Genomic DNA, 20,121 nt, shown 5'->3' on the forward strand with positions numbered 1-20,121 from the left:
GCTCACTCTTTCCTACGTTTCCTACATGAAGTCGCCATGCCACTGCCGCTGATCTATCACGAAGACTACAGCCCCGAGTTTCCGGCGGATCACCGCTTCCCCATGGATAAATTCCGTCTGCTGCGCGATCACCTGGTCGACAGCGGCCTGACCCGCGACGCCGACCTGCTGCGTCCCGAGATCTGTCCCAACGACATCCTCGCCCTGGCCCATGACCGTCGCTATATCGAACGTTACATGAGCGGCGAGTTGTCCCGCGAAGACCAGCGGCGCCTCGGCCTGCCATGGAACGAAGCGCTCGCGCGGCGTACGGTGCGCGCGGTCGGTGGCTCGATTCTGGCGGCGGAAAAAGCCTTGGAGCATGGTCTGGCCTGTCACCTGGCCGGCGGGACCCATCACGCTCACTACGACTACCCGGCCGGGTTCTGCATCTTCAATGACTTGGCGATCATCAGCCATTACCTGCTGCAAAGCGGTCGAGTGAACCGAGTGCTGATCTTCGATTGCGACGTGCATCAGGGCGACGGCACCGCGCGGATCCTCCAGGACACGCCGGAGGCGATCACCGTTTCCCTGCACTGCGAAAAGAACTTTCCGGCACGCAAGGCCGAAAGCGACTGGGACATTCCGCTGCCCAAAGGTATGGGCGATGCCGACTATCTGCAGGTGGTGGATGACACCCTTAACTACCTGCTGCCGCTGTATCAACCGGACCTGGTGCTGTACGACGCCGGGGTCGATGTGCACAAGGACGACGCCCTCGGTTATCTGCAGCTGACAGACGCCGGCGTCGCCGCCCGCGATGAAAGCGTAATGCGTCACTGCCTGGGCCGCGACATCCCGGTGGTTGGCGTGATCGGCGGCGGCTACAGCAAGGATCGCCACGCCCTCGCCCGCCGCCACGGCATCCTGCATCACAGTGCGCAACGGGTCTGGACGTCACACGGTTGTCACTAAGCTGTGCTGCGTTACCCACAATCGCTGTGGAACGGCCTGTGGATAACCTGAGCGAAAGGGACTACAGGCCACAGCGAACATGGTGTACAGCGCGATGGTTATTTTTTAACCACATACTGAATTCACCTCGATCTCCTTGTAGGAGTGAGCCTGCTCGCGATGGCGGACCGACATTCAGCACTCATGTCGCCTGATCAACCGCCATCGCGAGCAGGCTCACTCCTACAAAGGTCTGCGCTGTTAGAATGCGCGCCTTATCCCGCCATACCGCAGCGCACGCCATGACCCAGACCTCCGCCCCCCTCCCCGCTCACGTCGCCATCATCGGCGGTGGCCCCGCCGGCCTGATGGCCGCCGAAGTGCTGAGCCAGGCCGGCGTGCGCGTCGATCTGTATGACGGCATGCCCTCGGTCGGTCGAAAGTTCCTGCTGGCCGGGGTCGGCGGCATGAACATCACCCACTCCGAGCCTTACCCGGCGTTCCTCGCGCGCTACGCCGAACGCGCGCCGCAGATCGCGCCGTTACTGCGCGGTTTCGACGCCGACGCGTTGTGCCGCTGGATTCATGAATTGGGCATCGAAACCTTTATCGGCAGCTCCGGCCGGGTATTCCCCACCGACATGAAAGCCGCGCCGCTGCTGCGCGCCTGGCTCAAACGCCTGCGCGACAGCGGCGTGGTTATCCACACCCGCCATCGCTGGCTCGGCTGGGATGAACACGATGCGCTGCGCATCGCCAGCCCCGACGGCGAAATCATCGTCAAACCCGACGCCACCCTGCTCGCCCTCGGCGGCGGCAGTTGGTCGCGGCTGGGTTCGGATGGCGCGTGGATGCTGCCCCTTGAGCAAAAAGGCGTAGGACTGGCGCCGTTACAACCGAGCAATTGCGGCTTCGAGGTGCAGGCCTGGAGCGAGTTCCTTGTCAGTAAATTCGCCGGCGCACCGCTGAAAAATGTCGCCATCGGTTTGAACGACGATATCCCGCGCCTGGGCGAATGCGTGATTACCGCGAACGGGGTCGAAGGCAGCCTGATCTATGCACTGTCGGCACCGATTCGCGAAGCGATCAATGCACACGGCTCAGCCACGGTGCACATCGATCTGCTGCCCGGCCGTCCTGTGGATAAATTACAGGCCGCGTTGAGCAAACCACGCGGCTCGCGTTCGATGGCCAAGCATCTGCACAGTCAGGTCGGAATTGATGGGGTGAAAGCGGCGTTGTTGCGAGAGCTGAGCGATGCAGCAACGTTTGCTGATCCGGCGCTGTTGGCGCGGGCGATCAAGGCGTTACCGCTGACTTTGGTAAAAACGCGGCCGCTGGATGAAGCGATCAGCAGTGCCGGTGGCGTGACGTTCGAAGCGCTGGATCAGCGTTTGATGCTCAAGGCGTTGCCGGGGGTGTTCTGTGCGGGCGAGATGCTGGATTGGGAAGCGCCGACGGGCGGCTATCTGCTGACCGGGTGTTTTGCCAGCGGGCGGGCGGCGGGACTGGGGATGTTGGAGTGGTTGCAGCGCCAGGGCTGAAGACCGCGGCGCGCCCTTCGCGAGCAAGCCCGCTCCCACAGGAGATCTCCATTTCAATGAAGACCCATGTGGGAGCGGGCTTGCTCGCGAAGGCGTCCTTACAGACGCCACATCAGATCAAGGCTTGCGCTTACGCGGCCCGGTATTGAACACCGGCACTTTACGCACAGGCTTGATCGACGGCTCCGGCGCCTGGGTGTCGCCACTGTCGACCCACTTGCCCAGATTGCGTTTGCCGCCACCGCCGCCGGACGTCTTCGGCTTTTTCGGTTTCTTCGGCTTCTTGATCACCTGACCGCTGGCATCGGTATCCGGCACGCGGTGCTCAGGTTCGAAGTCCGGCTCGTTCTGACGCTTCAAGGTCTGACGCGTGAGCATCTCGATCGCCGAGAGCATGTTCACTTCATCCGCGCACACCAGCGAAATCGCCTCGCCCGTCGCGCCCGCACGGCCCGTACGACCGATGCGGTGAATGTAATCCTCGGCGACGATCGGCAGGTCGAAGTTGACCACCAGCGGCAAATCTTCGATATCCAGACCACGGGCGGCGACGTCGGTCGCCACCAGAATCTGCACTTCACTGAGCTTGAAACGATCCAGCGCACGCTGGCGGGTCGCCTGCGGTTTGTCGCCATGGATGCCGTCGGCGTTGATGCCCAGGCCCTGGAGTTTTTCCACCAGCGCATCCACACCGTTACGGGTCTTGGCGAACACCAGCACCTGCTTCCACTTGTTCTTGCGCATCAGGTGCACGAACAGTTCCGGCTTGCGCTTCTTGTCCACCGTCACCACCCACTGCTTGACAGTGTTGGCCGCGACGTTGCGCGGGCTGACTTCGATGCTCAGCGGATCGTTGAGCATCTGCCCGGCGAGCAGGCGGATGTCATCGGAGAAGGTCGCAGAGAACAGCAGCGTCTGGCGCTTCTTCGGCAGCATGCGGTAAATGTTCGCCAGTTCTTCGGAGAAGCCCAGGTCCAGCATGCGGTCGGCTTCATCCAGCACCAGGGTTTGCAACTGATCGAGTTTCAACGCGTTCTGGCGGAACAGGTCGATCAGGCGACCCGGCGTGGCGACCAGCACATCAACGCCGCCGCGCAGCTTCATCATCTGCGGGTTGATGCTGACGCCGCCGTAAACCGCATACGTGCGCAATGGCAGGTTTTCAGCGTATTGGCGCACCGACTCATGAACCTGCTCGGCCAGCTCGCGGGTCGGCACCAGAATCAGCGCACGCGCCGAATTGGCGGCCACTTTCGGCCCTTCCATGGCCAACAACTGCAACAACGGCAAGGCGAAACCGGCGGTCTTGCCGGTGCCGGTCTGGGCCGCAGCCATCAGGTCGCGACCGGCCAGAACGGCCGGAATGGCTTGCGCCTGGACCGGCGTTGGAGTCTGGTAGCCGAGCTTCTCGAGGGAGCGCAGCAAGGGTTCGATCAGGCCAAGGGTGGCGAAAGTCATGGGAGTACCAAAAAAAATCATTGCAAGAGAAGAGCGGCAGGCAGTTTACCTTAATTAGGAAAAGTATCCTCAGATGCTGCCGATGCAAGCCGCTTGGCATGATTTAATTTTCACGCGGCGCTCTACATCTCCCGCTTTAAATTGCGTTTGGCCTGATTAGTCTGCCGTTTGATCTGATCGACCAGGTTTACATCTTCCAGGTCCAGAAACGCCGGGTTATCCGACAGTTCCGGCAATTGACCATAGTGCAAGGAAACATAATTCACGTCTTCCTGGCAGATCCTTTCCAGGATAGGCGCGGAAAACTTGCCCGCCACCCCGTACTCGCATGCCCCGGAAACATCGGCAATTGCCAGATGAATCAGACGCCACAAAGCCGGGTGCAGTTTTATGGCATCGGTCCCGCGATCCTGACCGAGCGTCAAACAGGAAAGATCATTCAGACCGAACACCAGATTGCTCGCACCGCTGTTGATGAAGTGTTCGACCTCAAGCAACGCGGAGGGTACTTCCAGCATTGTCCCGAACCTGTTTGGCCAATGCATGGTCTTGAGTGCCGACGCAAAATGGTCGAACTCGGTCCGATCCTGGATGAAGGGAAAAATGATATGCAGATTGTCGAAACGTGCAGCGAGCGCCCCCAATATCTCCAGCTCGATCCGGAATGACTCGGGATCAACTCGGGCACGCCGCAGCCCCCTGATACCCAGCATCGGATTCTGTTCCACGAGATAGGTCTTTTCCGCCGTAAGCGTAGCAGCCTCATCAGCCCACAAGTCGGCCAGGCGATACCAGACCGGCTTACCTTGAAACAACTCGCAGACCGCGCTCACGTACCGGGTAAGCGCCTCTCGAACAGAACGCTCCTTCAGTCCGGCCCCATACCTGCGCAGGACAAACTCGCTGCGCAGCAGACCTACTCCGGAAAAGAACTTCGCGACCGCTGGCGCAGGCAGCTCACCACTTAATGACAATCTGAAATTCATCTGACCCTCGTCGAGTATCCATCGCAGTACAAAAAGCCGAAATGATCAGCGGCCATGAATCCAAATCGTTTGTAGAACTCAATGACAGAGCCCTTCTCCAGCATGATAAAACCCATGCGGCTTCGGACGACTTCCGATAACCCGAGCACTTGATTGACCAGCCGTTCACCGAACCCGCGACCACGATACGCAGCCATCACAAACACACCAAACAACAGGAAGTCCCGGGCACCTGTCGCGTTTCGAAAAAAAACCACTGCGGCGCCCCCGGCGACCTCTCCCTCAGGGGTGCGCAGTATCAATGTCTGCCCCTGGTGACAATCCTTCAACAACCACAAAGGCACGGACGTCAAACCGCACTGGCGCTGCGAACACTGGTAGCGTTTCAGCAAGGCCGAAGCGGTGAAGTCATTCGTCAGTTCACAGCGCCAACCATCGGGCCACGAGCCTTGCCGACGGTCGCCCCATGCGGACTCGACAGGTACAAATCCTCCCGAAAGCGCGACTACGTTTTTGAATCCCTCTCTGGACAGAAAAGCAGAAGTAGAGCTGGCGGCCCTCGAAGGCACTTTTACCAGCAATCTGGCTCCCTCCCGACACCACAATCGGCGTCTGCGCTTGAGCACTGCCAGCGAATCAAAATACAACGTACGCCCCTGGGAACAGAGACCACGCTGCGAACGCGTCAAGTGCCGGATGTGGAACAACCAGTCGGACCATCCCGCATAGTGGCAACGTCCCAGGTGAAGGACAGGACCGGCGTGACGAATCATCCAGCGGTAACCGTGTGATAAGCAGCGAGAACATGCAGCGCCTGTTCCTCCCAATGATCAAGGACAAGCCCCGCTGTACCGAATGCATGGCATAGCTCTTGCGATACATCGACCTTGAACAGCGCCGGATCGCATGCAGCAATCATCGTATGGGTCATGCACACCAACCGATACCGATAGAGAGACTGCTTGAGCGATGCATTGTCCATCACTCCGTCCTTGCTGTTTTCATGCAGCGCGATGAAGTTCTTCTTGAACGGTGCAAGGGCCGACCACAAAAACCCTGCCTGATCTTGAGCCGCTTGCCGGGAAACATCCTTCGACAACTGGCGCAATCCATCGATCAACTTCAACAATTGATGTTTGTTGGCGAAAACGGGACTGCCATACAGACACGCTACTCCTCTTGCCAGAATGCTCGGTAATCCACTGAAGACCGAAGATGCCCTCTCCTCCCGGGCGTGCTGCCCCAGCAAACAGAGCGCATCGTTGTCCAGGGCGGCGTCCGCCAGATGTTTGATCCGGACAATGAACTCCGAACCAAACACTAGCTGCAGCTCATGTTCGACACCCTCGTTGTCGTCTGGACTGTGTACCACCGACAAACTGCGCTCGCACCATGCGGTGAGTGCTCGCAGTTTCCCGGCTTTTGGCTCAGCCATGCGACTGCTGCCTTTGAGGGATGCAATGTAAGGCTGAAGTCCCTGCGGGCGGGCTTGACGGGATCGGACGGCCAGCACGACTGAACCGCCTGCCGTAAAGGAGCGAGGTGAGAGCCAGTTCGACAGCGTCCTGCTCTCCCCGCGGTCGTGGGTGATGCGGTCCTGGTAGAGCAACAGCACCTGTGGCATCGAAAACCGATGAGACATCGCAGCAACCACATAGATATCGGCATCTTTCAAAGCCTCAAGGATGGGCTTGAGTAAATCCTGGTTTATGGCATCCGGCGTTACCGTAATCAGCCCCAGTTCTTTGTCAGGCGTAGGCATATGTTCCTCTCACTACAAGTTTCGGCTGATGCCCCGGGAAATAGTCTGGCAAAGCTCGAATGCCTCTTGCGGTGCAATTTCATTGACAATCGAGTACAAAAAACCACGCGAATGGGCCAATGCTTCATCGCTCATGTCCAGGCCATATTTTTTGGCGAAGCCGTAGATCGGAATATCTGCGGCGCGCTGCGCCAGCCGTACCGAGTCGAGGGTTTCCTGAAAGGAATCACGCCATATTCCGATGTTTCTGTCAGAGTCGAATTCCATGTCGGTCATCGTAGCGAGCAGAGCGCGGAACTGGTCCTCGTCCTCGGGTGGATCGATGACCGAGAAAAATTTCTGTAGGGCTACAAAGTGCGAAGGGCTTGAAAAGTGGTCGGCGATGATGATGTCCAACGCGTACTCAACAGCACTGTGATGAAAATCAAGGCGCCTTTTCTTGGTCCAGTCTTCTGGTAGCTCGGCACTGTCAAGGAGCAACCCGGAGCCTCTGAGACCTTTATAAAAGTCTCGAAATCCGTCAGCCGAAAGCCCCATCTTGCTGTAGGCCCAGCCACATTTTCTTTTCTCCAGCGTCGACCAGTCGCTGCCGTAATGAATGATCCAGTCAGCAATCAGGTGAGCCTTTATTTCTCGGAATGGCTGTGGTTTTTCAGCATTGGTTGCGCAGGTACTGGCGGTCCTCAGAATGTGTTGATAAGCCCAGTCATGGCAATGAAAGATATTCGGGATGAGCATCGTCAGAAATTTTCGAGTGTATATATCCGTCGACGAAAACTCTCCACTTAACTCCGCTACGTAACAATGTCCAAGCGTGTCCATGGTCGCTCCTATATACGATTGGACAAGGTACGGGAACGGACAAACTCGATGCATTCACCCAACATGGATGTCATGTCTTGATCCGATATCTGCGCCAGCCCACGGTCAATGCATGAAGCAAGCAAACTTAACGATTGGGGAGATTGAGCCAGCCCAAACTTCTTCAGCCCAGCAAACAATACCCACTCGCCGGTATTTCCAGCGCGCCCTACCCGCTCCTGAAAACTTTGCAAGTCATGGCGAAACACTTGACCGTCCATATCAAATTTATCAGCCATAAACCCCAGATTCTGCGCCAACTGCCTCGTATCTATCGCGCTGACGCCCTGCTGGACGGTGCGAAAGTAGCGCTCCACCGGTTGATTTCGGGAAATCCAGGTATCAATCGAATACTCGACCATCGTATGTGAGAAGCCCCGGTAAGAGTCTCTCTCGATCAAGGGATTTCTCATTCCTCGGGATTCGGCTGTGGCAAAGAACTCATCGTACAGCTTGGAAAAAATGCCCATTTTTCTATACGCCCAGCCTTTCCGCGCTCTTTCATCTCCCGGGCCGTAGTGCACCCACCAATCAGCCAACAAATGCGAGACTGCAAGCTCTTGGCTTTCAGAGCGTTGGCGTGGAATAAAACACTGTTGATAGCCGATATCATGGCCACGCGCATAATCCGGAAAAGTAATATAGCCGACGCCTTCACCGTATATATCTTGACTTGACCAGAGCTTACAACCATCAGAAATAAAGCAATGACCGGTGATATACATAGCCTACTCCTGAACAAACTCAAGCTCGCCAAAATCAGAACCGATGACAAGGCCTTTTTCTGCCCGCCACTGTGGACTGTAGATCGTACTTAAATATGACCTTCCGCCATCGGGAAGCAATGCCAGAATACGCTGATCAGTTCCTTCGTTTTTTTCAATATACTTTTTGGCCGCAGCCAGAATCGTCCCTGAAGAACCTCCCACAAATAAGCCTTCTTTCTGGAAACAATCAATGGCGGCTTCTACGGACTCCGCATCTGACACCAGGATGGTTTCGTCAATCAGCGACATGTCTGCGATATCAGGTCGAAAGTCCCCACCAATGCCTTCAATCCAGTAAGGTGAGGCGTCGACCTGTTCTTTCTGAAAATGATTGATATGTGTACTGCCCTGCGGGTCAGCAAGCACTACTCGCAATCGGCTGTTACGTTGTTTCAGGTACGTCGCAACTCCTGTCAACGTACCCCCGGTGCCCAATCCGCAGACCAGCACATCGAGCTTGTCGCCGAAGGTGTCCCAGATCTCTGGGCCCGTGGAAAGAGAGTGTGCTTCGACATTCGCCTGATTACTGAATTGATCACAAAACCAGCCGTTTGGAAGATCGCGTGCTATGCGTTTAGCCACATTGACGAAGTGCTGAGGCGAGGACGGTGCAACCGCATACGGACAAATCACCACCTTGGCACCGTAAGTGCGCAGCAAATTGATCTTCTCGGTACTCATCTTGCTGCTCATCACCGCAATCAAGGGATGATTATAATAAGCGGCCGCCATCGCGAGTCCCATAGCGGTATTGCCTGCTGTCGCTTCTACGATAACACCGCCTTGCGCCAGAACACCGCTGGCGCGTGCGCTTTCAACCATATGAAAACCAATGCGGTCTTTGATCGATCCGCCTGGGTTGAGGAACTCACATTTTCCATAAAGGTTGAATTGTCTTGAACCACTGAATTTTTCAAGTTTAAGAATAGGCGTGCGACCTACCATACTTTTTAGATCCGGAAGGATATCCATATTTACTCCCCGATAATTGCAGCCATTTCTTTTACGGTTATGGTCGACTTGTAGTCTTCATCGATAACGCCTAACTCATGCAGACGCTCAATCGCTTCCTGGCGTGCCGTCTCCTGCACCGAGTCAAATGAAGTTGACTGCCAACGCGCGATGCTCTTTACCCACTCCCGCCCCACTTTGACATGCATCAACTCATCGGCATTGGTGAAGTCCAGCGCATTGGCGGAAAACTCGTCTCCCGACAACCTTGCTTCAAGGGAAAAGCGGCGCAGGCTAGCCACCTGCTGAAGTTCTCCAAAGATATTGATCTGGGCGAATGCCGTATAAGGCTGCATGGTTGTCCGTACATCGATGCCAATTGTGCTGCAGGGAACTTCGAAGGGGTCATAGCCCGACCGGCTTAACCACTGCTGGCCCATTTCGGAGTGGCGTGCCTCATCGGAAACCAATCGCGCCAGAAACAATTCGAACTCGAAGTTTTTGCCCCCCAGGTCGAACAACACATTGGCAAATGTTTCGATGGCATCCAGTTCGTCACGTTGTGTGCGAAAGGTGTCCATGAATCTCGATACGCGCTGATTGCCACCTGGCACCGCACTCGGGAGATCGCCAGTGGAATAGTTGCGACTGTGCGAAAACACTTTCAGCCGCGGGTCTCGCCGAGCCTTGCACTGGCGCAATACAGATGTACCGGCCGGTGCAGATTGCTTCACGGAGGCTTTATCGCGTAACTCGACGAGGATCAATTCTCTGATGTATGCGGCAAACTCCTGACTCCAGGCGACAGAAACCTCACCCGCTGCATAACAGCATGAACTTTTAAACCACGTGAGGGCTTCTTCTAGAAATCTCTGTGTTTCTACAAGCATTTGTCTGGATGGCATGTCCAGGACGGGATCACTGAGCGACAGGTACTCGCTGATTTTGTGCTCAATCACTCGGAAATAGCCCAGATAGACGACACTGACAAACACAAGATCCGAACCTGCGTTCAAGGCTGTCGTGCATGAGGCGAACCCGGAAATACCCTGCCACTCTTCAATTCTGTCTTTATCGATCCTGAGTTCACTCAATCGTGTCCGAAACTTTTCGACCGACAGGGAACAGGCATAGAGGTGATGAGCCGCTTCGATTTCCAGCTCATAAGAGCGAATCGCTACTAGCGAGCCAGCAATAATGTGGCTCGCACGTCTGAGCAGATTCAGAATATCGATGAGTTTTTCAGCGGCCTGCGCAACGTTATATTCGGCGCGCATATGACGACCTGACGGTTCGAAAACAATCTCGCCCAATGCTGGAGACAGTCTCGTGAGCATGTCATTGATAGACGTCGCATGAGCGTCACTGCGCACATCAAATGGTTCCATGAGTTACCTCCCTGATTGAGTCGACTAGTTGTGCAGCAAGGCACATGACGGCACGTCGAGACTCCAGCCCCACCGATATCCTCATGTAGGAGGGAGCATTGGACTGGTTAAGTTGACTGCCTTCGTAACAGCGGATCGAGGTTTTCCTCCAGCCAAAGCCGGAACGAATATCAAATGTTTCTCCATGACGCCGACTGAACATCTGCCATTGGCAGACGACCGCACGATGACTCTCAACTAACTCGGGCGAAAAATAATCCTGTCCCTGACGAGGTATGAGCGCAAAAAAAATCAGACAACCGTGAGCACCCGAACCGTTGGCAGTATCGCCAAGAAAATCACGCTCCAGCGTTCGCAACAGAGAAAGCTCCTCCTTAACCTGTGTTAACGCATCCATGAACAACTGCACGTTCAGTTGGTGAAGCTCCATACGGTAGTGGACGCAGGTGATATCCGAATGCCGGATGAAATTGAAAGCATGCTCCTGAAGATTCTGTCCTGAAAACCTGGCGATCTTGCGACAACGATCGACGCTCGAAGCCCGGCCAAAAATCAAACCTGCACTGATGCTGTTCGTGACAAACTTTGAAAGACTGGCCAAGTAGACGACATCACCCGGGTAGTTCAGTGAAACGTCGGCATCGGGAAAGCCGACGATAGTCTGATCACAAATGATCATTGGCCACTTCTTCCCAAAATCCACCTGAGAGAAATTCGGCAATGATTCTGGTGTCGGGCAATTGGTCGCCGTTTCCACCACGAGCAACTTTGGTGAAAACTCGCGCAGTGCAGACTCAAACGCCGGAATGTCCAGAAAATCAATACTATGAATCCGACAGCCGATGACATCTACAAAATGCTCAAGGACTTCATTGGTTTCAAAATAGGAGCTTTTTCCGACAAACACGGCATCCGTCGGCTTCAATCCAACAGCATTGATTGCCACCGAGATGGCAGACATTCCGCTATTGAGCAGCAGTGCCGCCTCTACATTCAGCACTGCTGCGAAGCTGCCTTCCAGTCGTCGCCTCGAACCATGTTCGTAAATGTCCCAGATCGTATTTGAGCTTTTGCCATTTGCCTGGGCCTGAGCATCGCGCCAGTATTCGTCCATGGAGGAATAACAAGTCGCAATGGTTGCTCGGGCATTCAGAATATTGGCAAAGTTTACCGCTGCAGTTTCGTATTCTGTCCAGAGCATGGCTTCCTCGGCTGCACCGATATCGGCTCCATGCTGGTGGCGTCCCCAGTACTGATCGTGAATGCGGACAACATGCTCAACCAACTCGAGTAATGAATGCGAAATTTCTGCATGACGCAAGCACGTCTCTCGCAGCTCTTCTATTATCAAACGATACAGTCTTGACAAGTAATTTATGCTGATATCCGTATTCATGCCTTTGTCCGGTAATAAATTAACGAATGGCTGGGTCACCCACTCGGGCACGAACCTCATTCTTGATTTTTTTATAGTCCAGCTCACCATCTAGCGAACAAAAATCATCGGGAAACACGGTTTTCAAGTGACTGTAATGCACAACCACCGCATCTACGCCCGCCATATCCAACTGCTTGAAACTATCGGGCCCGATATAACCGGCGATATGTAAAGGAATATTTTTTTCCGCGGCTATTTCCACGCAATGCTTCAACAGCGTCATAACCGCGCCAGGGATTACATCAGCCGTCAATCTGTCCCTGGCTATACCCAGGCAAAGGCTGCGTAGATCATTCAAGCCCACGACAAAGAGTTCTGCGGAATTGAACTGCGCCAGATCCAGCGCCATTGCCGGCGTCTCGATCATGGCCCCGATCTTGTTAGAGAATCCAAGCGCTCGCATACGTGCGGCAAGCCTTTCGAACTGGGCGACCGAGGTGACATAAGGAATGATCACATGCAAATTACGATTTGCCTTTGCACATTCGACCAGCATGCTGACCTCCAGATCGAAGGTGGCGGGTATCTGCAAGGCCCTGGCTGCTCCACGCAAGCCCATCATTGGGCTCTTTTCATACAACGGCACATCGCACCCTTCAAAGGTGTTTACTTCACTGCTTTCCATCTCGACGAGCCGGTACCAGATATCTTTGTTTCGTGTACATTCACCAAGTTTTCCAATGTAGTGCCGAATACCGTCTCGCACTTGTTCGCTGGTAATGTAATTACCGAACAATCGACACAGGTATTCCCCCCGAATCAGGCCGACACCTGCCACATGCGAAATCACCTGCGGGGTAACCGGCTCGCCGTTCAACCCCAGATAGCGCGCCGTCATTTACTCGCGACCATGACAGTATGGGAAAGGGGAATGCCTGGAACTTGAGTAGTTCGCTCGACGACATCGACCTGACGGAACCCGAACTCATAAAGAATTGCGATCCATTCATCTTCCCGCAAATGAGCCCCGGGCGAATCGAGTTTTGTTTCATTCAGGCAAGTGTTAAAAAAAAGGTCGACGAACACCTGATATTCGGCGTCGAATACATCATCGATACAGTTTTCAATGACAACCAGTCTTTTTTTGGTCTTCTGAACAGCCGTGCGAATCAAGTCTCGCGGGAACTGTTCATGATGCAGAACGGTGGACAGCACAACAGTATCGGCTTCAATGCCTTCGAAACTCACGTCAATCGATTCAAATGGGCGAATTCTGTCAATCCAGGGTCGCCAAGTGTTAAGAACATCTTTTGGTCGCTCGACCAAATGCACCGGCTGCCCGGTCATTTTCTCCAGTTCGATAGCCAGTGCACCATCACCGCAGAGCAGATCCATCGTCACCCCTTCCACGTGAGGCGCAATCAATTCGGCGAGATAAGCAGAGCGGGCGTGATCGAGAACCCGATTCCAGGTATCGCGCAACCCCGTCCGAGTAAGTTCATGGCGCAAGTGTGACAACGCCAGATGTGACGAGTGCTCATAACAGTCAAGAAAGCCACGCTCGATTCTTTTGAGAACAGAATCGGATGCCCCCATGGTTTTCAATATCGGAAAAAACTGCTGGCTGATTTGCGTCTCCAGGCTGGAAAAGACGCGCTCCCTCACGCAACTATCCATTGAATTCACCGTTCATGTCCTTGGCGACGGAAACTCCCTGCAGCAGCTTTTTTTCCACGAACACTTTCAGATTTTCTGCCGAAACATCTTGAGGAATCTGGACAGACAAATAAAAAGCCAGGAACTGGGGAACGTTCATCGTCCTAAGTTTTGGCAGTCGCCATTTCCACCGGTCACAACTGGCCCTGCCTAAAAAAACCTGTGCATCAGCCAAGCTGTTGAGGAAATAACACAGCTTTAAATAAGCGCTTTCGGGATCTTCAGCCTTCAGGCTTCTTTTGGTTCCTTTGACAAAATCCTCGCTCTCCATCAGATGAAACAGCGCATTCCATGAGAAGAACGCGTCCTCGTCAAATCGAGCTTTCACTGAAGCGAATCCCGATTCATTGAAGAACGGTTTACCGATTCTGAAGCGATGCAGGATTTCGACAGCCTTGTCCCTGGGGACGTCACCCAACGACCGATAGTTTTCATGCAGGGACTGACGACTGATCGGTTTGAGGCGGTCCAGTGAATCAAACAACTTCAGCAAGTTTTCCTTGGCATGAAACTCGACATCGAATGACACACCCTCGACTTCGATGTACTGAATTCCAAACTTATAATTGTGCTGATCGTTTTTTCTTTCGCTGTCAAAATCCGCAGCGCGTCGCTGCAGGGAATCTGCAGTGGTCAACACATAGATATCAAAATCGGAATCTTCGTCGCCCAGTCCATCGAATAGAGAACCGCTGGCATAGCCAATGTCATCAGGCGCCAATGCGAGCACTTTGCTCAGTTGCTCAATGGCTCGTTTTATTTTTGGTTTATTGAAAACCCCATTGATCATATCGAGTTCCCCTCTCTGGGCTTGCCCAAGTCCGTGGTCAGTTTTGTTTTATTCGTTGTTTGGCGATATTTTTTAATGGCTCGTCTCCGACCCGATGCAGCGTGCCAAAAAAACCACCCCAATCGACTTCGGAAAACGACTCGAAAGCATTGATGACATTCGACTGGCAAGCAGAGGCTTCATACAATCGCGCGTCGACCGGCACACATTGAATCAATGGTGTACTCGTGCGAAAAATGACGGGCTCATTTTCTTTACGCAGTTTTATTACGGTAATAAGCGGGCCATGCCATCGTTCACTTTCAATGACGCCTTCAATCACTTCATAGGCACTGCGCTGCGGGTGATTGATCGGCCCTCTTACTTGCAAGGCAATATGTTGCGAGCTGCGTACTGAATAACCGAGCCAGATCTGAATACAGCGTTCTTCCGGCAATGCGGTCAAAAAAGGAGGCGACGCGCCCTGATGGGCACCAAGCCGGGAGTCTACAAGACCGGCCATCCCTGGAAGTTGGGCACTTTCCAAAACATACCATTCGGTAAATGCTCCATAGCTCCAGAGAATTCGGTCCTCTTTGAGGACGACAGCGAAGTCTATGGGCGCATAAAACAACCAACCGATTTTGGAGGCCATTTTTACAGGGCGACAATAGCGCAACGCACGCGCACTTAATGCATGTTCGGCAAAGCCGGCTTTGACAGGATCCGGAGCGTCAGGGTAAATCCTGCAAAGATCAAAATTTGACATCTAACCTCCATAAATCCCTTTTGAGGCAAGTAATGCACCTCCCCTCCATGGGGAAAGGAGGCGCACCGGTACTTACTTGACCTTCTCGTGCCAAGCGCCACCACCGCCTACGGAAACATAACGCTTATCCGCAACATCCGATGGCACAACGAGGTGGGTGACGATATTTTCTCCAAAAGGAGTTTCAACGCCCTGAACGAGTTCCTGAGCCTCAACTTGAGCACTGACAAGACCTTTAGCGGCTGTATTCTCAGTCATGATTTTATTCCTGATGAATGTGAGGTGAGTTTCTTTTTTTGTGACTGTTGTTGCCGGTCTAAAAGTAAACACTTGCTCCGCCGTGTCAACGAGCAGCAATCAGCCGCCTGGCAAAAACCAACTCTTCGCAAGCTTTCGGCAACTATGCAAATCCATATTTTTTACGGTTTTTTCCAAAACGCCATCATCTAAAACCTAAAAATTAAATAACACTGAAATCAATTTGGTTGGCAAAAAAAATGTAAAAAAATTGGATCCAAGCAATTTTATAGTCTATGGTTCTGCGACACACATACCTGTTCGCGTCGAAAACCTGCGAGTGCAAACTGCAAATCAAGTAACCATCCGGATACTCTACCTGTGCACTCCCGTGACCATTTTGTTAAGACTGGTACAACCCGCTCGCACCTTCATCGACTACCAATAAAAGACGAACGGGTTTCACCATCAGAGATTTCAGCTATGACAACCGACACACCCTCCGCCGATAGCAACATAGCGTTGATCGGCGACATCCGAAGGAATGTTGAGACTGACAATACATTCCGTCAGACCAAACGGAGTTTGAACTTCGTCTGCCTGGATCTCGTTTTCGACCTCATCACATCCTTTTTCAAGTTCTTTACTCATAGTGTTCTCCATGACAATGATCATTTACACCGCTCAGCCGAGCGGCTCCTTAACTGTTGATGAGTTATGAGATTCTGCAAATACCATATGATTCTAATGAGACATCTTCTTATGCCTCAAAAAGAATGTAGCCTTATAGGCTCGCTATTATCCATGGTAACTCGCCAGGCGCGCATCACTTCAATGTCAATTCACCACCCGGCTTGACGCCTTTTTGGATCTTACCTATTTTTATTTATTGAGGCAGTGTCGAGTACATTTTCTTACAGGGATGAACCAAGCACTTTATGGATAAAAAACACCAGCTGTACACCTATGCTTTTTTCTCCCGTGCCAGCGGACAGATCATCGGCGCTTACTTCGTACTTTACTTATCCCATGTCACTTCAAACAGCTTGCTAATATCACTACTACTGGCACTGCCCATTGCGGTTCAATTAACGGTTGGCCATCTTCTGGGCCAACTGACTAAAAGACTCGGGGCGGCACACACATGCAGTTCCGGGATGATCTTCCACGCACTGAGTTACTTGGTTCTGACGTTGACGCCTTCGCTATTTCTGACCACGACAAGTCGATTGTTAACGGGCGCTGGCAGTTCCCTGGGCCGAACAGTTGATTTATTGATCACCAGCGTTAGTCGTCACCTCGATCTTACGATCGAAATGTCCAAATACAATGCTGCTCGGTCTTTTGGTGCGTGTCTTGCGCCAGTATTGGGGTCCGTCATCATTCTGGTGCTTCCGATAGAACCTCTTGGTTACCGGGTTATTTTTGCGTTCTCGACTTTGTTCTGTCTTGTCTCGCTATTTTTTCTGATGTCTTTCATTTCTGCCAACCATCATCAGATTACCGAAGATGCAAAGGAAAACGGCGAGGCAAATTCGAGAAAATTGCGGCTGTCCGAACGGATTTTCTTCAGCGATACCTCTTTTTGCCTAATCCTCATGTTGATGCTTCTGACCATCGGCAATGAAGGTTTCTACCGGACTTTTCCATTATGGTTAACCGGCGTGTCCGGATGGAAAGATGAATATTTCGGCATCTTCGGGGCGGCACGCGCACTCTTGGGCGTCGCATTTCTGTTCTGGGTATCGCCAAAGATCAACGCACGCTACAAGCCTTATCTCAATCAGCTCAATGTCGCTGCAATCGCCCTCCTTCTGATGACCTTTGTCATGATGCAGAGCTCAAGCATCGCCGTCATTGTGGTATCGATTTCGCTCAACTCCCTTCTGTTTGCCTTCGTAACCAATAACCTTTATGCATCGTTCCTGACGTCCATTCCTCGCAGCGCTCGTGGCCCTGTTTTTTCAACTTACTTGAGCCTGAGCATGATTGCCCAAGCGGCCGGGCCGTTTGTTGTCAGCGGACTTGTGCCCGACAAAAGCCATATTCCCCTGGTGTCGGGCTTGATCATGTTTTTGACATTGGTCGGCTCGATCAGGCTGATGTACGCGAGGAGATCGGAAAGTGCTTATGGACAGTAGCCTGGATTCGATGCTGATACGGCACCTTGAACACAACCTCAGAGCCAACCTGCTGATCCGGTCGGCCCCCATGACCGGAAAGACCCAGGCAATCCATGCAGCGCGGCAATGGGCTACCTTGCATCCGCATTTCGACCTGGTCTGTTTCGCGGCACACCACACGCCGTTTGCCAAGATGCACAAGCAACTTTTGAATACCGCAGAATACGTACAAAACCGGCACACAGTATTCGTGATCGATGACATTCATCTGCTGGACACCTACCAGCTTGAGTGCATGGCAATGGCTGCAAAAAAATCGTCTCAGGTAAGTGTCATCGGACTGGGATTGCCTGTCGAGCCACTGGCGGACGCCTGCAGATCCAGTGCCCTCTTCGACTTGATCAATGAATACCGGGCAGCATCCGGGCTATCGACTCAGCAACGGATTCCGGCACTCGATCAAGAAGCTCTGCGCCACACCCTTTATATGGCCCACCAACTGGAGATGACCCATCGTGGTGAGCACGGCTCGAGCCCGGCCGAGAGGGTTTTGCGAGTTTTGCCCGAGGCAAAACACATTCGTGAATGTGTCGCCAGAGGGCTGGCCGCCCCCCACGAGATATTGGAGCAATGGCTGGGCAGCCGTAATCACTACAACAACATTCGCGTAACAGAAACCAACGCCTGTGGATTGGCTCAGGTCTGGCGCTGGACAGTTTCCCGGGAAAGCGGATCACCGCAAATCATTGCCCATGTGTTTGTCACCTACATTACTTGTTCAACAGGGGAGTAAGTCCATGGTTCAACAGGCCGATATGGCAGGAATGGAATTGTTGCGCGCCTATGTTCAAGGTGCCCCCCTCAGACATTCCTGTGCTGAACATGACGAGAGTTATTTTCAACGCACCCGCATAGAAGGCGTGCACGCCTTGATGACGGGCAATCCCACCAGTTCTTCGGCGCTGGCGAACCTCATCTGGACCCACCAGAAACAGGCGACTGAATTACTCTCTACCATCTCTGGCGACGAAGGACTGCCGCTGCTCTTGGCCAAGGGGGCCTATTACACTCTGGGCATCCATCAAGGCCATGTCATGGGCCGACGCGGCGACATCGACGTCTACATCAATAAAAAGGACTGGCCAGCCTGGCAGTCAGCCCTGGCAAAGTTCGGCTATGAAGAAAGTAAAATGGATACGCTTACCGGGCAGTTGATCCCTCTGACAGAGTCCGAGCGCGCCACGGCTTACGTCCGAGATACCGTGCAAATCGCTAAAGTCGCAAAGGCCTTTCCGTTTACGCCCGGGCAGGCGCTTCTGGATCACAGAACACTGAATACCAACGCCTATATCCATCCGACGTTCGTTACCCCGCATGATTCGAAGATCATCGTGGCCATCAACTTCCACCACTCCCTAGTAGCCGGCATGCCCAGTCAGCGCTTTTTCAGCCATTCGAAGATAGCGCACAGCCATCTCCATTGCCTGACACCGGCCGATGCCCTGTGGCACAGCTCGTTGCTGTATTACCTGGATGTGGCGTTGAAACTTTCCACCAAACTCCCCCCCCTGTTTGATATCGCTAAACTGGCCGGGGAGGTGGATATCGACTGGGAGCATTTCCTGGCGATCGCCAGGGAACTGCAAATCTACAAACCATTTTTTTATACGATGGACAGCATCAATCTGATCTGTGACGCCCAAGTGTTTCCGCAGTCTGTCGTCACGTCCCTACGCGACGAAACCTCGCGCCGGTTCGACTACGGCTATCAGATCCACAAACTGTTCTGCGTTCCAGAGTCCGCGCCACAATTCAATACCGCAAGATAATCCTTGAACCGGTCGATCCCGTCGGCTGTCAGCGATATCGACTCAAGGTTTCGCCAACCTTCGCAGCGGGGACTTTCTGCAATTTGCACAACAAATCATGGCTCAACTCCCGCACCCCATGCTTCTGCCGCAACTCATCCGCCAGATGCGCCAGCAAATTCGCCGCCATCTCCGCATCCGCCATCGCCCTGTGCGCCTGGCCGGTGTGTGGCAGGCGGGCGAAAGTGGTGAGCGTACCGAGTTTGTGATTCGGTGCCGCCGGCATCAACCGCCGGGCCAGCAGCAGCGAACAGGCGAAGTTCTGCAATCGGGTGCGTTTGATTCGCCCCAGTTCGAAGTCCCAGAACTTCTGGTCGAACGAGGCGTTGTGCGCCACCAGCGGCGTGCAGCCGACGAACTCGTTGACCTCTTCCATGACCTTTTCCGCCGAGGGTGCGCTGCGCAGCATGGCGTTGCTGATGCCGGTCAGTTGTTCGATAAACGCAGGAACGCGCACGCCAGCGTTCATCAGGCTCTGGTAACGCTCGACGATACGGCCGTTTTCCAGCATGACCACGGCGATTTCCGTGGCGCGACAGCTGCTGTTCGGCGACAGGCCGGTGGTTTCAAAGTCGATGACTGCAATGCGTTCCAAACCGGGTTCAACT

21 protein-coding genes are annotated in these 20,121 nt (G+C 53.6%); 5 read left to right on the forward strand and 16 right to left on the reverse strand.

The annotated features are described in order from the left end of the window. Positions 1-36: 36 nt before the first annotated feature. Positions 37-957, forward strand: coding sequence for a histone deacetylase family protein (locus AACY11_RS03535; protein ID WP_339431391.1), 921 nt, complete (start codon positions 37-39; stop codon positions 955-957). Positions 958-1,238: 281 nt separating this feature from the next. After that, positions 1,239-2,480, forward strand: a complete 1,242-nt coding sequence (locus AACY11_RS03540; RefSeq protein WP_339431390.1) for a TIGR03862 family flavoprotein — start codon at positions 1,239-1,241, stop codon at positions 2,478-2,480. 117 nt (positions 2,481-2,597) lie between these two features. Here AACY11_RS03540 and AACY11_RS03545 read toward each other — a convergent pair whose 3' ends face one another. The 15 genes from AACY11_RS03545 to AACY11_RS03615 all read right to left on the reverse strand — a co-directional run bounded on the left by AACY11_RS03545 (position 2,598) and on the right by AACY11_RS03615 (position 16,173). Next, positions 2,598-3,938, reverse strand: a complete 1,341-nt coding sequence (locus AACY11_RS03545; protein ID WP_027612869.1) for a DEAD/DEAH box helicase — start codon at positions 3,936-3,938, stop codon at positions 2,598-2,600. A 122-nt stretch (positions 3,939-4,060) separates the two neighbouring features. Beyond that, on the reverse strand, positions 4,061-4,924 hold the full coding sequence (locus AACY11_RS03550; RefSeq protein WP_339431389.1) for a putative PEP-binding protein: 864 nt from the start codon (positions 4,922-4,924) through the stop codon (positions 4,061-4,063). Then, positions 4,921-5,505: a GNAT family N-acetyltransferase gene (locus AACY11_RS03555; RefSeq protein WP_339431388.1), complete on the reverse strand. Its 585-nt coding sequence runs from the start codon at positions 5,503-5,505 to the stop codon at positions 4,921-4,923. The genes AACY11_RS03550 and AACY11_RS03555 overlap by 4 nt, the downstream gene beginning before the upstream one ends. A gap of 188 nt (positions 5,506-5,693) precedes the next feature. Next, positions 5,694-6,686 carry a hypothetical protein gene (locus tag AACY11_RS03560; protein WP_339431387.1) on the reverse strand — a complete coding sequence of 331 codons (993 nt, stop codon included), beginning with the start codon at positions 6,684-6,686 and terminating at the stop codon, positions 5,694-5,696. Positions 6,687-6,698: 12 nt separating this feature from the next. Continuing rightward, positions 6,699-7,508 carry a hypothetical protein gene (locus tag AACY11_RS03565; protein WP_339431386.1) on the reverse strand — a complete coding sequence of 270 codons (810 nt, stop codon included), beginning with the start codon at positions 7,506-7,508 and terminating at the stop codon, positions 6,699-6,701. 8 nt (positions 7,509-7,516) lie between these two features. Next, positions 7,517-8,272 carry a hypothetical protein gene (locus AACY11_RS03570; RefSeq protein WP_339431385.1) on the reverse strand — a complete coding sequence of 252 codons (756 nt, stop codon included), beginning with the start codon at positions 8,270-8,272 and terminating at the stop codon, positions 7,517-7,519. Positions 8,273-8,275: 3 nt separating this feature from the next. Further along, positions 8,276-9,286: a PLP-dependent cysteine synthase family protein gene (locus tag AACY11_RS03575; RefSeq protein WP_339431384.1), complete on the reverse strand. Its 1,011-nt coding sequence runs from the start codon at positions 9,284-9,286 to the stop codon at positions 8,276-8,278. A 2-nt stretch (positions 9,287-9,288) separates the two neighbouring features. Continuing rightward, entirely contained in the window at positions 9,289-10,653 is a 1,365-nt protein-coding gene (locus tag AACY11_RS03580) for a hypothetical protein (RefSeq protein WP_339431383.1), read from the reverse strand. Beyond that, on the reverse strand, positions 10,640-12,049 hold the full coding sequence (locus tag AACY11_RS03585) for a PLP-dependent transferase (RefSeq protein WP_339431382.1): 1,410 nt from the start codon (positions 12,047-12,049) through the stop codon (positions 10,640-10,642). The genes AACY11_RS03580 and AACY11_RS03585 overlap by 14 nt, the downstream gene beginning before the upstream one ends. Before the next feature lie 19 nt (positions 12,050-12,068). Next, complete coding sequence (locus AACY11_RS03590; protein WP_339431381.1) at positions 12,069-12,929, reverse strand: putative PEP-binding protein; 861 nt, start codon at positions 12,927-12,929, stop codon at positions 12,069-12,071. Beyond that, positions 12,926-13,717: a class I SAM-dependent methyltransferase gene (locus AACY11_RS03595; RefSeq protein ID WP_339431380.1), complete on the reverse strand. Its 792-nt coding sequence runs from the start codon at positions 13,715-13,717 to the stop codon at positions 12,926-12,928. The genes AACY11_RS03590 and AACY11_RS03595 overlap by 4 nt, the downstream gene beginning before the upstream one ends. After that, the gene (locus AACY11_RS03600) at positions 13,701-14,537 is read right to left on the reverse strand and encodes a hypothetical protein (RefSeq protein ID WP_339493880.1); all 837 of its coding nucleotides are present in this window, start codon (positions 14,535-14,537) and stop codon (positions 13,701-13,703) included. Before AACY11_RS03600 ends, AACY11_RS03595 begins: the two co-directional genes overlap by 17 nt. 37 nt (positions 14,538-14,574) lie before the next feature. Continuing rightward, positions 14,575-15,285, reverse strand: a complete 711-nt coding sequence (locus AACY11_RS03605; RefSeq protein ID WP_339431379.1) for a hypothetical protein — start codon at positions 15,283-15,285, stop codon at positions 14,575-14,577. A 72-nt stretch (positions 15,286-15,357) separates the two neighbouring features. Beyond that, a complete protein-coding gene (locus AACY11_RS03610) occupies positions 15,358-15,642 on the reverse strand; it encodes a hypothetical protein (RefSeq protein WP_339431378.1) in 285 nt (94 codons plus the stop codon). A 357-nt stretch (positions 15,643-15,999) separates the two neighbouring features. After that, positions 16,000-16,173, reverse strand: a complete 174-nt coding sequence (locus AACY11_RS03615) for a hypothetical protein (protein WP_273897723.1) — start codon at positions 16,171-16,173, stop codon at positions 16,000-16,002. Positions 16,174-16,460: 287 nt separating this feature from the next. On the opposite strand from AACY11_RS03615, the gene AACY11_RS03620 reads away from it, so the two are divergent. The 3 genes from AACY11_RS03620 to AACY11_RS03630 are packed head-to-tail and all read left to right on the forward strand — an operon-like array spanning position 16,461 to position 19,474. Beyond that, on the forward strand, positions 16,461-17,663 hold the full coding sequence (locus AACY11_RS03620) for an MFS transporter (protein WP_273897722.1): 1,203 nt from the start codon (positions 16,461-16,463) through the stop codon (positions 17,661-17,663). After that, complete coding sequence (locus AACY11_RS03625; protein ID WP_339431377.1) at positions 17,653-18,438, forward strand: CAP domain-containing protein; 786 nt, start codon at positions 17,653-17,655, stop codon at positions 18,436-18,438. The genes AACY11_RS03620 and AACY11_RS03625 overlap by 11 nt, the downstream gene beginning before the upstream one ends. A gap of 4 nt (positions 18,439-18,442) precedes the next feature. Next, positions 18,443-19,474 carry a nucleotidyltransferase family protein gene (locus tag AACY11_RS03630; protein ID WP_339431376.1) on the forward strand — a complete coding sequence of 344 codons (1,032 nt, stop codon included), beginning with the start codon at positions 18,443-18,445 and terminating at the stop codon, positions 19,472-19,474. A 28-nt stretch (positions 19,475-19,502) separates the two neighbouring features. Here the strand turns inward: AACY11_RS03630 and AACY11_RS03635 are convergent, their stop codons facing one another. Further along, positions 19,503-20,108, reverse strand: a complete 606-nt coding sequence (locus AACY11_RS03635; protein ID WP_339431375.1) for a 3'-5' exonuclease — start codon at positions 20,106-20,108, stop codon at positions 19,503-19,505. Positions 20,109-20,121: the final 13 nt, after the last annotated feature.

The organism is Pseudomonas sp. RA_105y_Pfl2_P56, from assembly GCF_963970845.1.
In the GTDB taxonomy this organism is placed as follows: Bacteria; Pseudomonadota; Gammaproteobacteria; order Pseudomonadales; family Pseudomonadaceae; genus Aquipseudomonas; species Aquipseudomonas baetica_A.

Coding starts and splice junctions, on each gene's coding strand:
- AACY11_RS03535 (WP_339431391.1), top strand. CDS start 37: ATGCCACTGCCGCTGATCTATCACGAAGACTACAGCCCCGAGTTTCCG.
- AACY11_RS03540 (WP_339431390.1), top strand. CDS start 1,239: ATGACCCAGACCTCCGCCCCCCTCCCCGCTCACGTCGCCATCATCGGC.
- AACY11_RS03545 (WP_027612869.1), bottom strand. CDS start 3,938: ATGACTTTCGCCACCCTTGGCCTGATCGAACCCTTGCTGCGCTCCCTC.
- AACY11_RS03550 (WP_339431389.1), bottom strand. CDS start 4,924: ATGAATTTCAGATTGTCATTAAGTGGTGAGCTGCCTGCGCCAGCGGTC.
- AACY11_RS03560 (WP_339431387.1), bottom strand. CDS start 6,686: ATGCCTACGCCTGACAAAGAACTGGGGCTGATTACGGTAACGCCGGAT.
- AACY11_RS03565 (WP_339431386.1), bottom strand. CDS start 7,508: ATGGACACGCTTGGACATTGTTACGTAGCGGAGTTAAGTGGAGAGTTT.
- AACY11_RS03570 (WP_339431385.1), bottom strand. CDS start 8,272: ATGTATATCACCGGTCATTGCTTTATTTCTGATGGTTGTAAGCTCTGG.
- AACY11_RS03575 (WP_339431384.1), bottom strand. CDS start 9,286: ATGGATATCCTTCCGGATCTAAAAAGTATGGTAGGTCGCACGCCTATT.
- AACY11_RS03580 (WP_339431383.1), bottom strand. CDS start 10,653: ATGGAACCATTTGATGTGCGCAGTGACGCTCATGCGACGTCTATCAAT.
- AACY11_RS03585 (WP_339431382.1), bottom strand. CDS start 12,049: ATGAATACGGATATCAGCATAAATTACTTGTCAAGACTGTATCGTTTG.
- AACY11_RS03590 (WP_339431381.1), bottom strand. CDS start 12,929: ATGACGGCGCGCTATCTGGGGTTGAACGGCGAGCCGGTTACCCCGCAG.
- AACY11_RS03600 (WP_339493880.1), bottom strand. CDS start 14,537: ATGATCAATGGGGTTTTCAATAAACCAAAAATAAAACGAGCCATTGAG.
- AACY11_RS03605 (WP_339431379.1), bottom strand. CDS start 15,285: ATGTCAAATTTTGATCTTTGCAGGATTTACCCTGACGCTCCGGATCCT.
- AACY11_RS03615 (WP_273897723.1), bottom strand. CDS start 16,173: ATGAGTAAAGAACTTGAAAAAGGATGTGATGAGGTCGAAAACGAGATC.
- AACY11_RS03620 (WP_273897722.1), top strand. CDS start 16,461: ATGGATAAAAAACACCAGCTGTACACCTATGCTTTTTTCTCCCGTGCC.
- AACY11_RS03625 (WP_339431377.1), top strand. CDS start 17,653: ATGGACAGTAGCCTGGATTCGATGCTGATACGGCACCTTGAACACAAC.
- AACY11_RS03630 (WP_339431376.1), top strand. CDS start 18,443: ATGGTTCAACAGGCCGATATGGCAGGAATGGAATTGTTGCGCGCCTAT.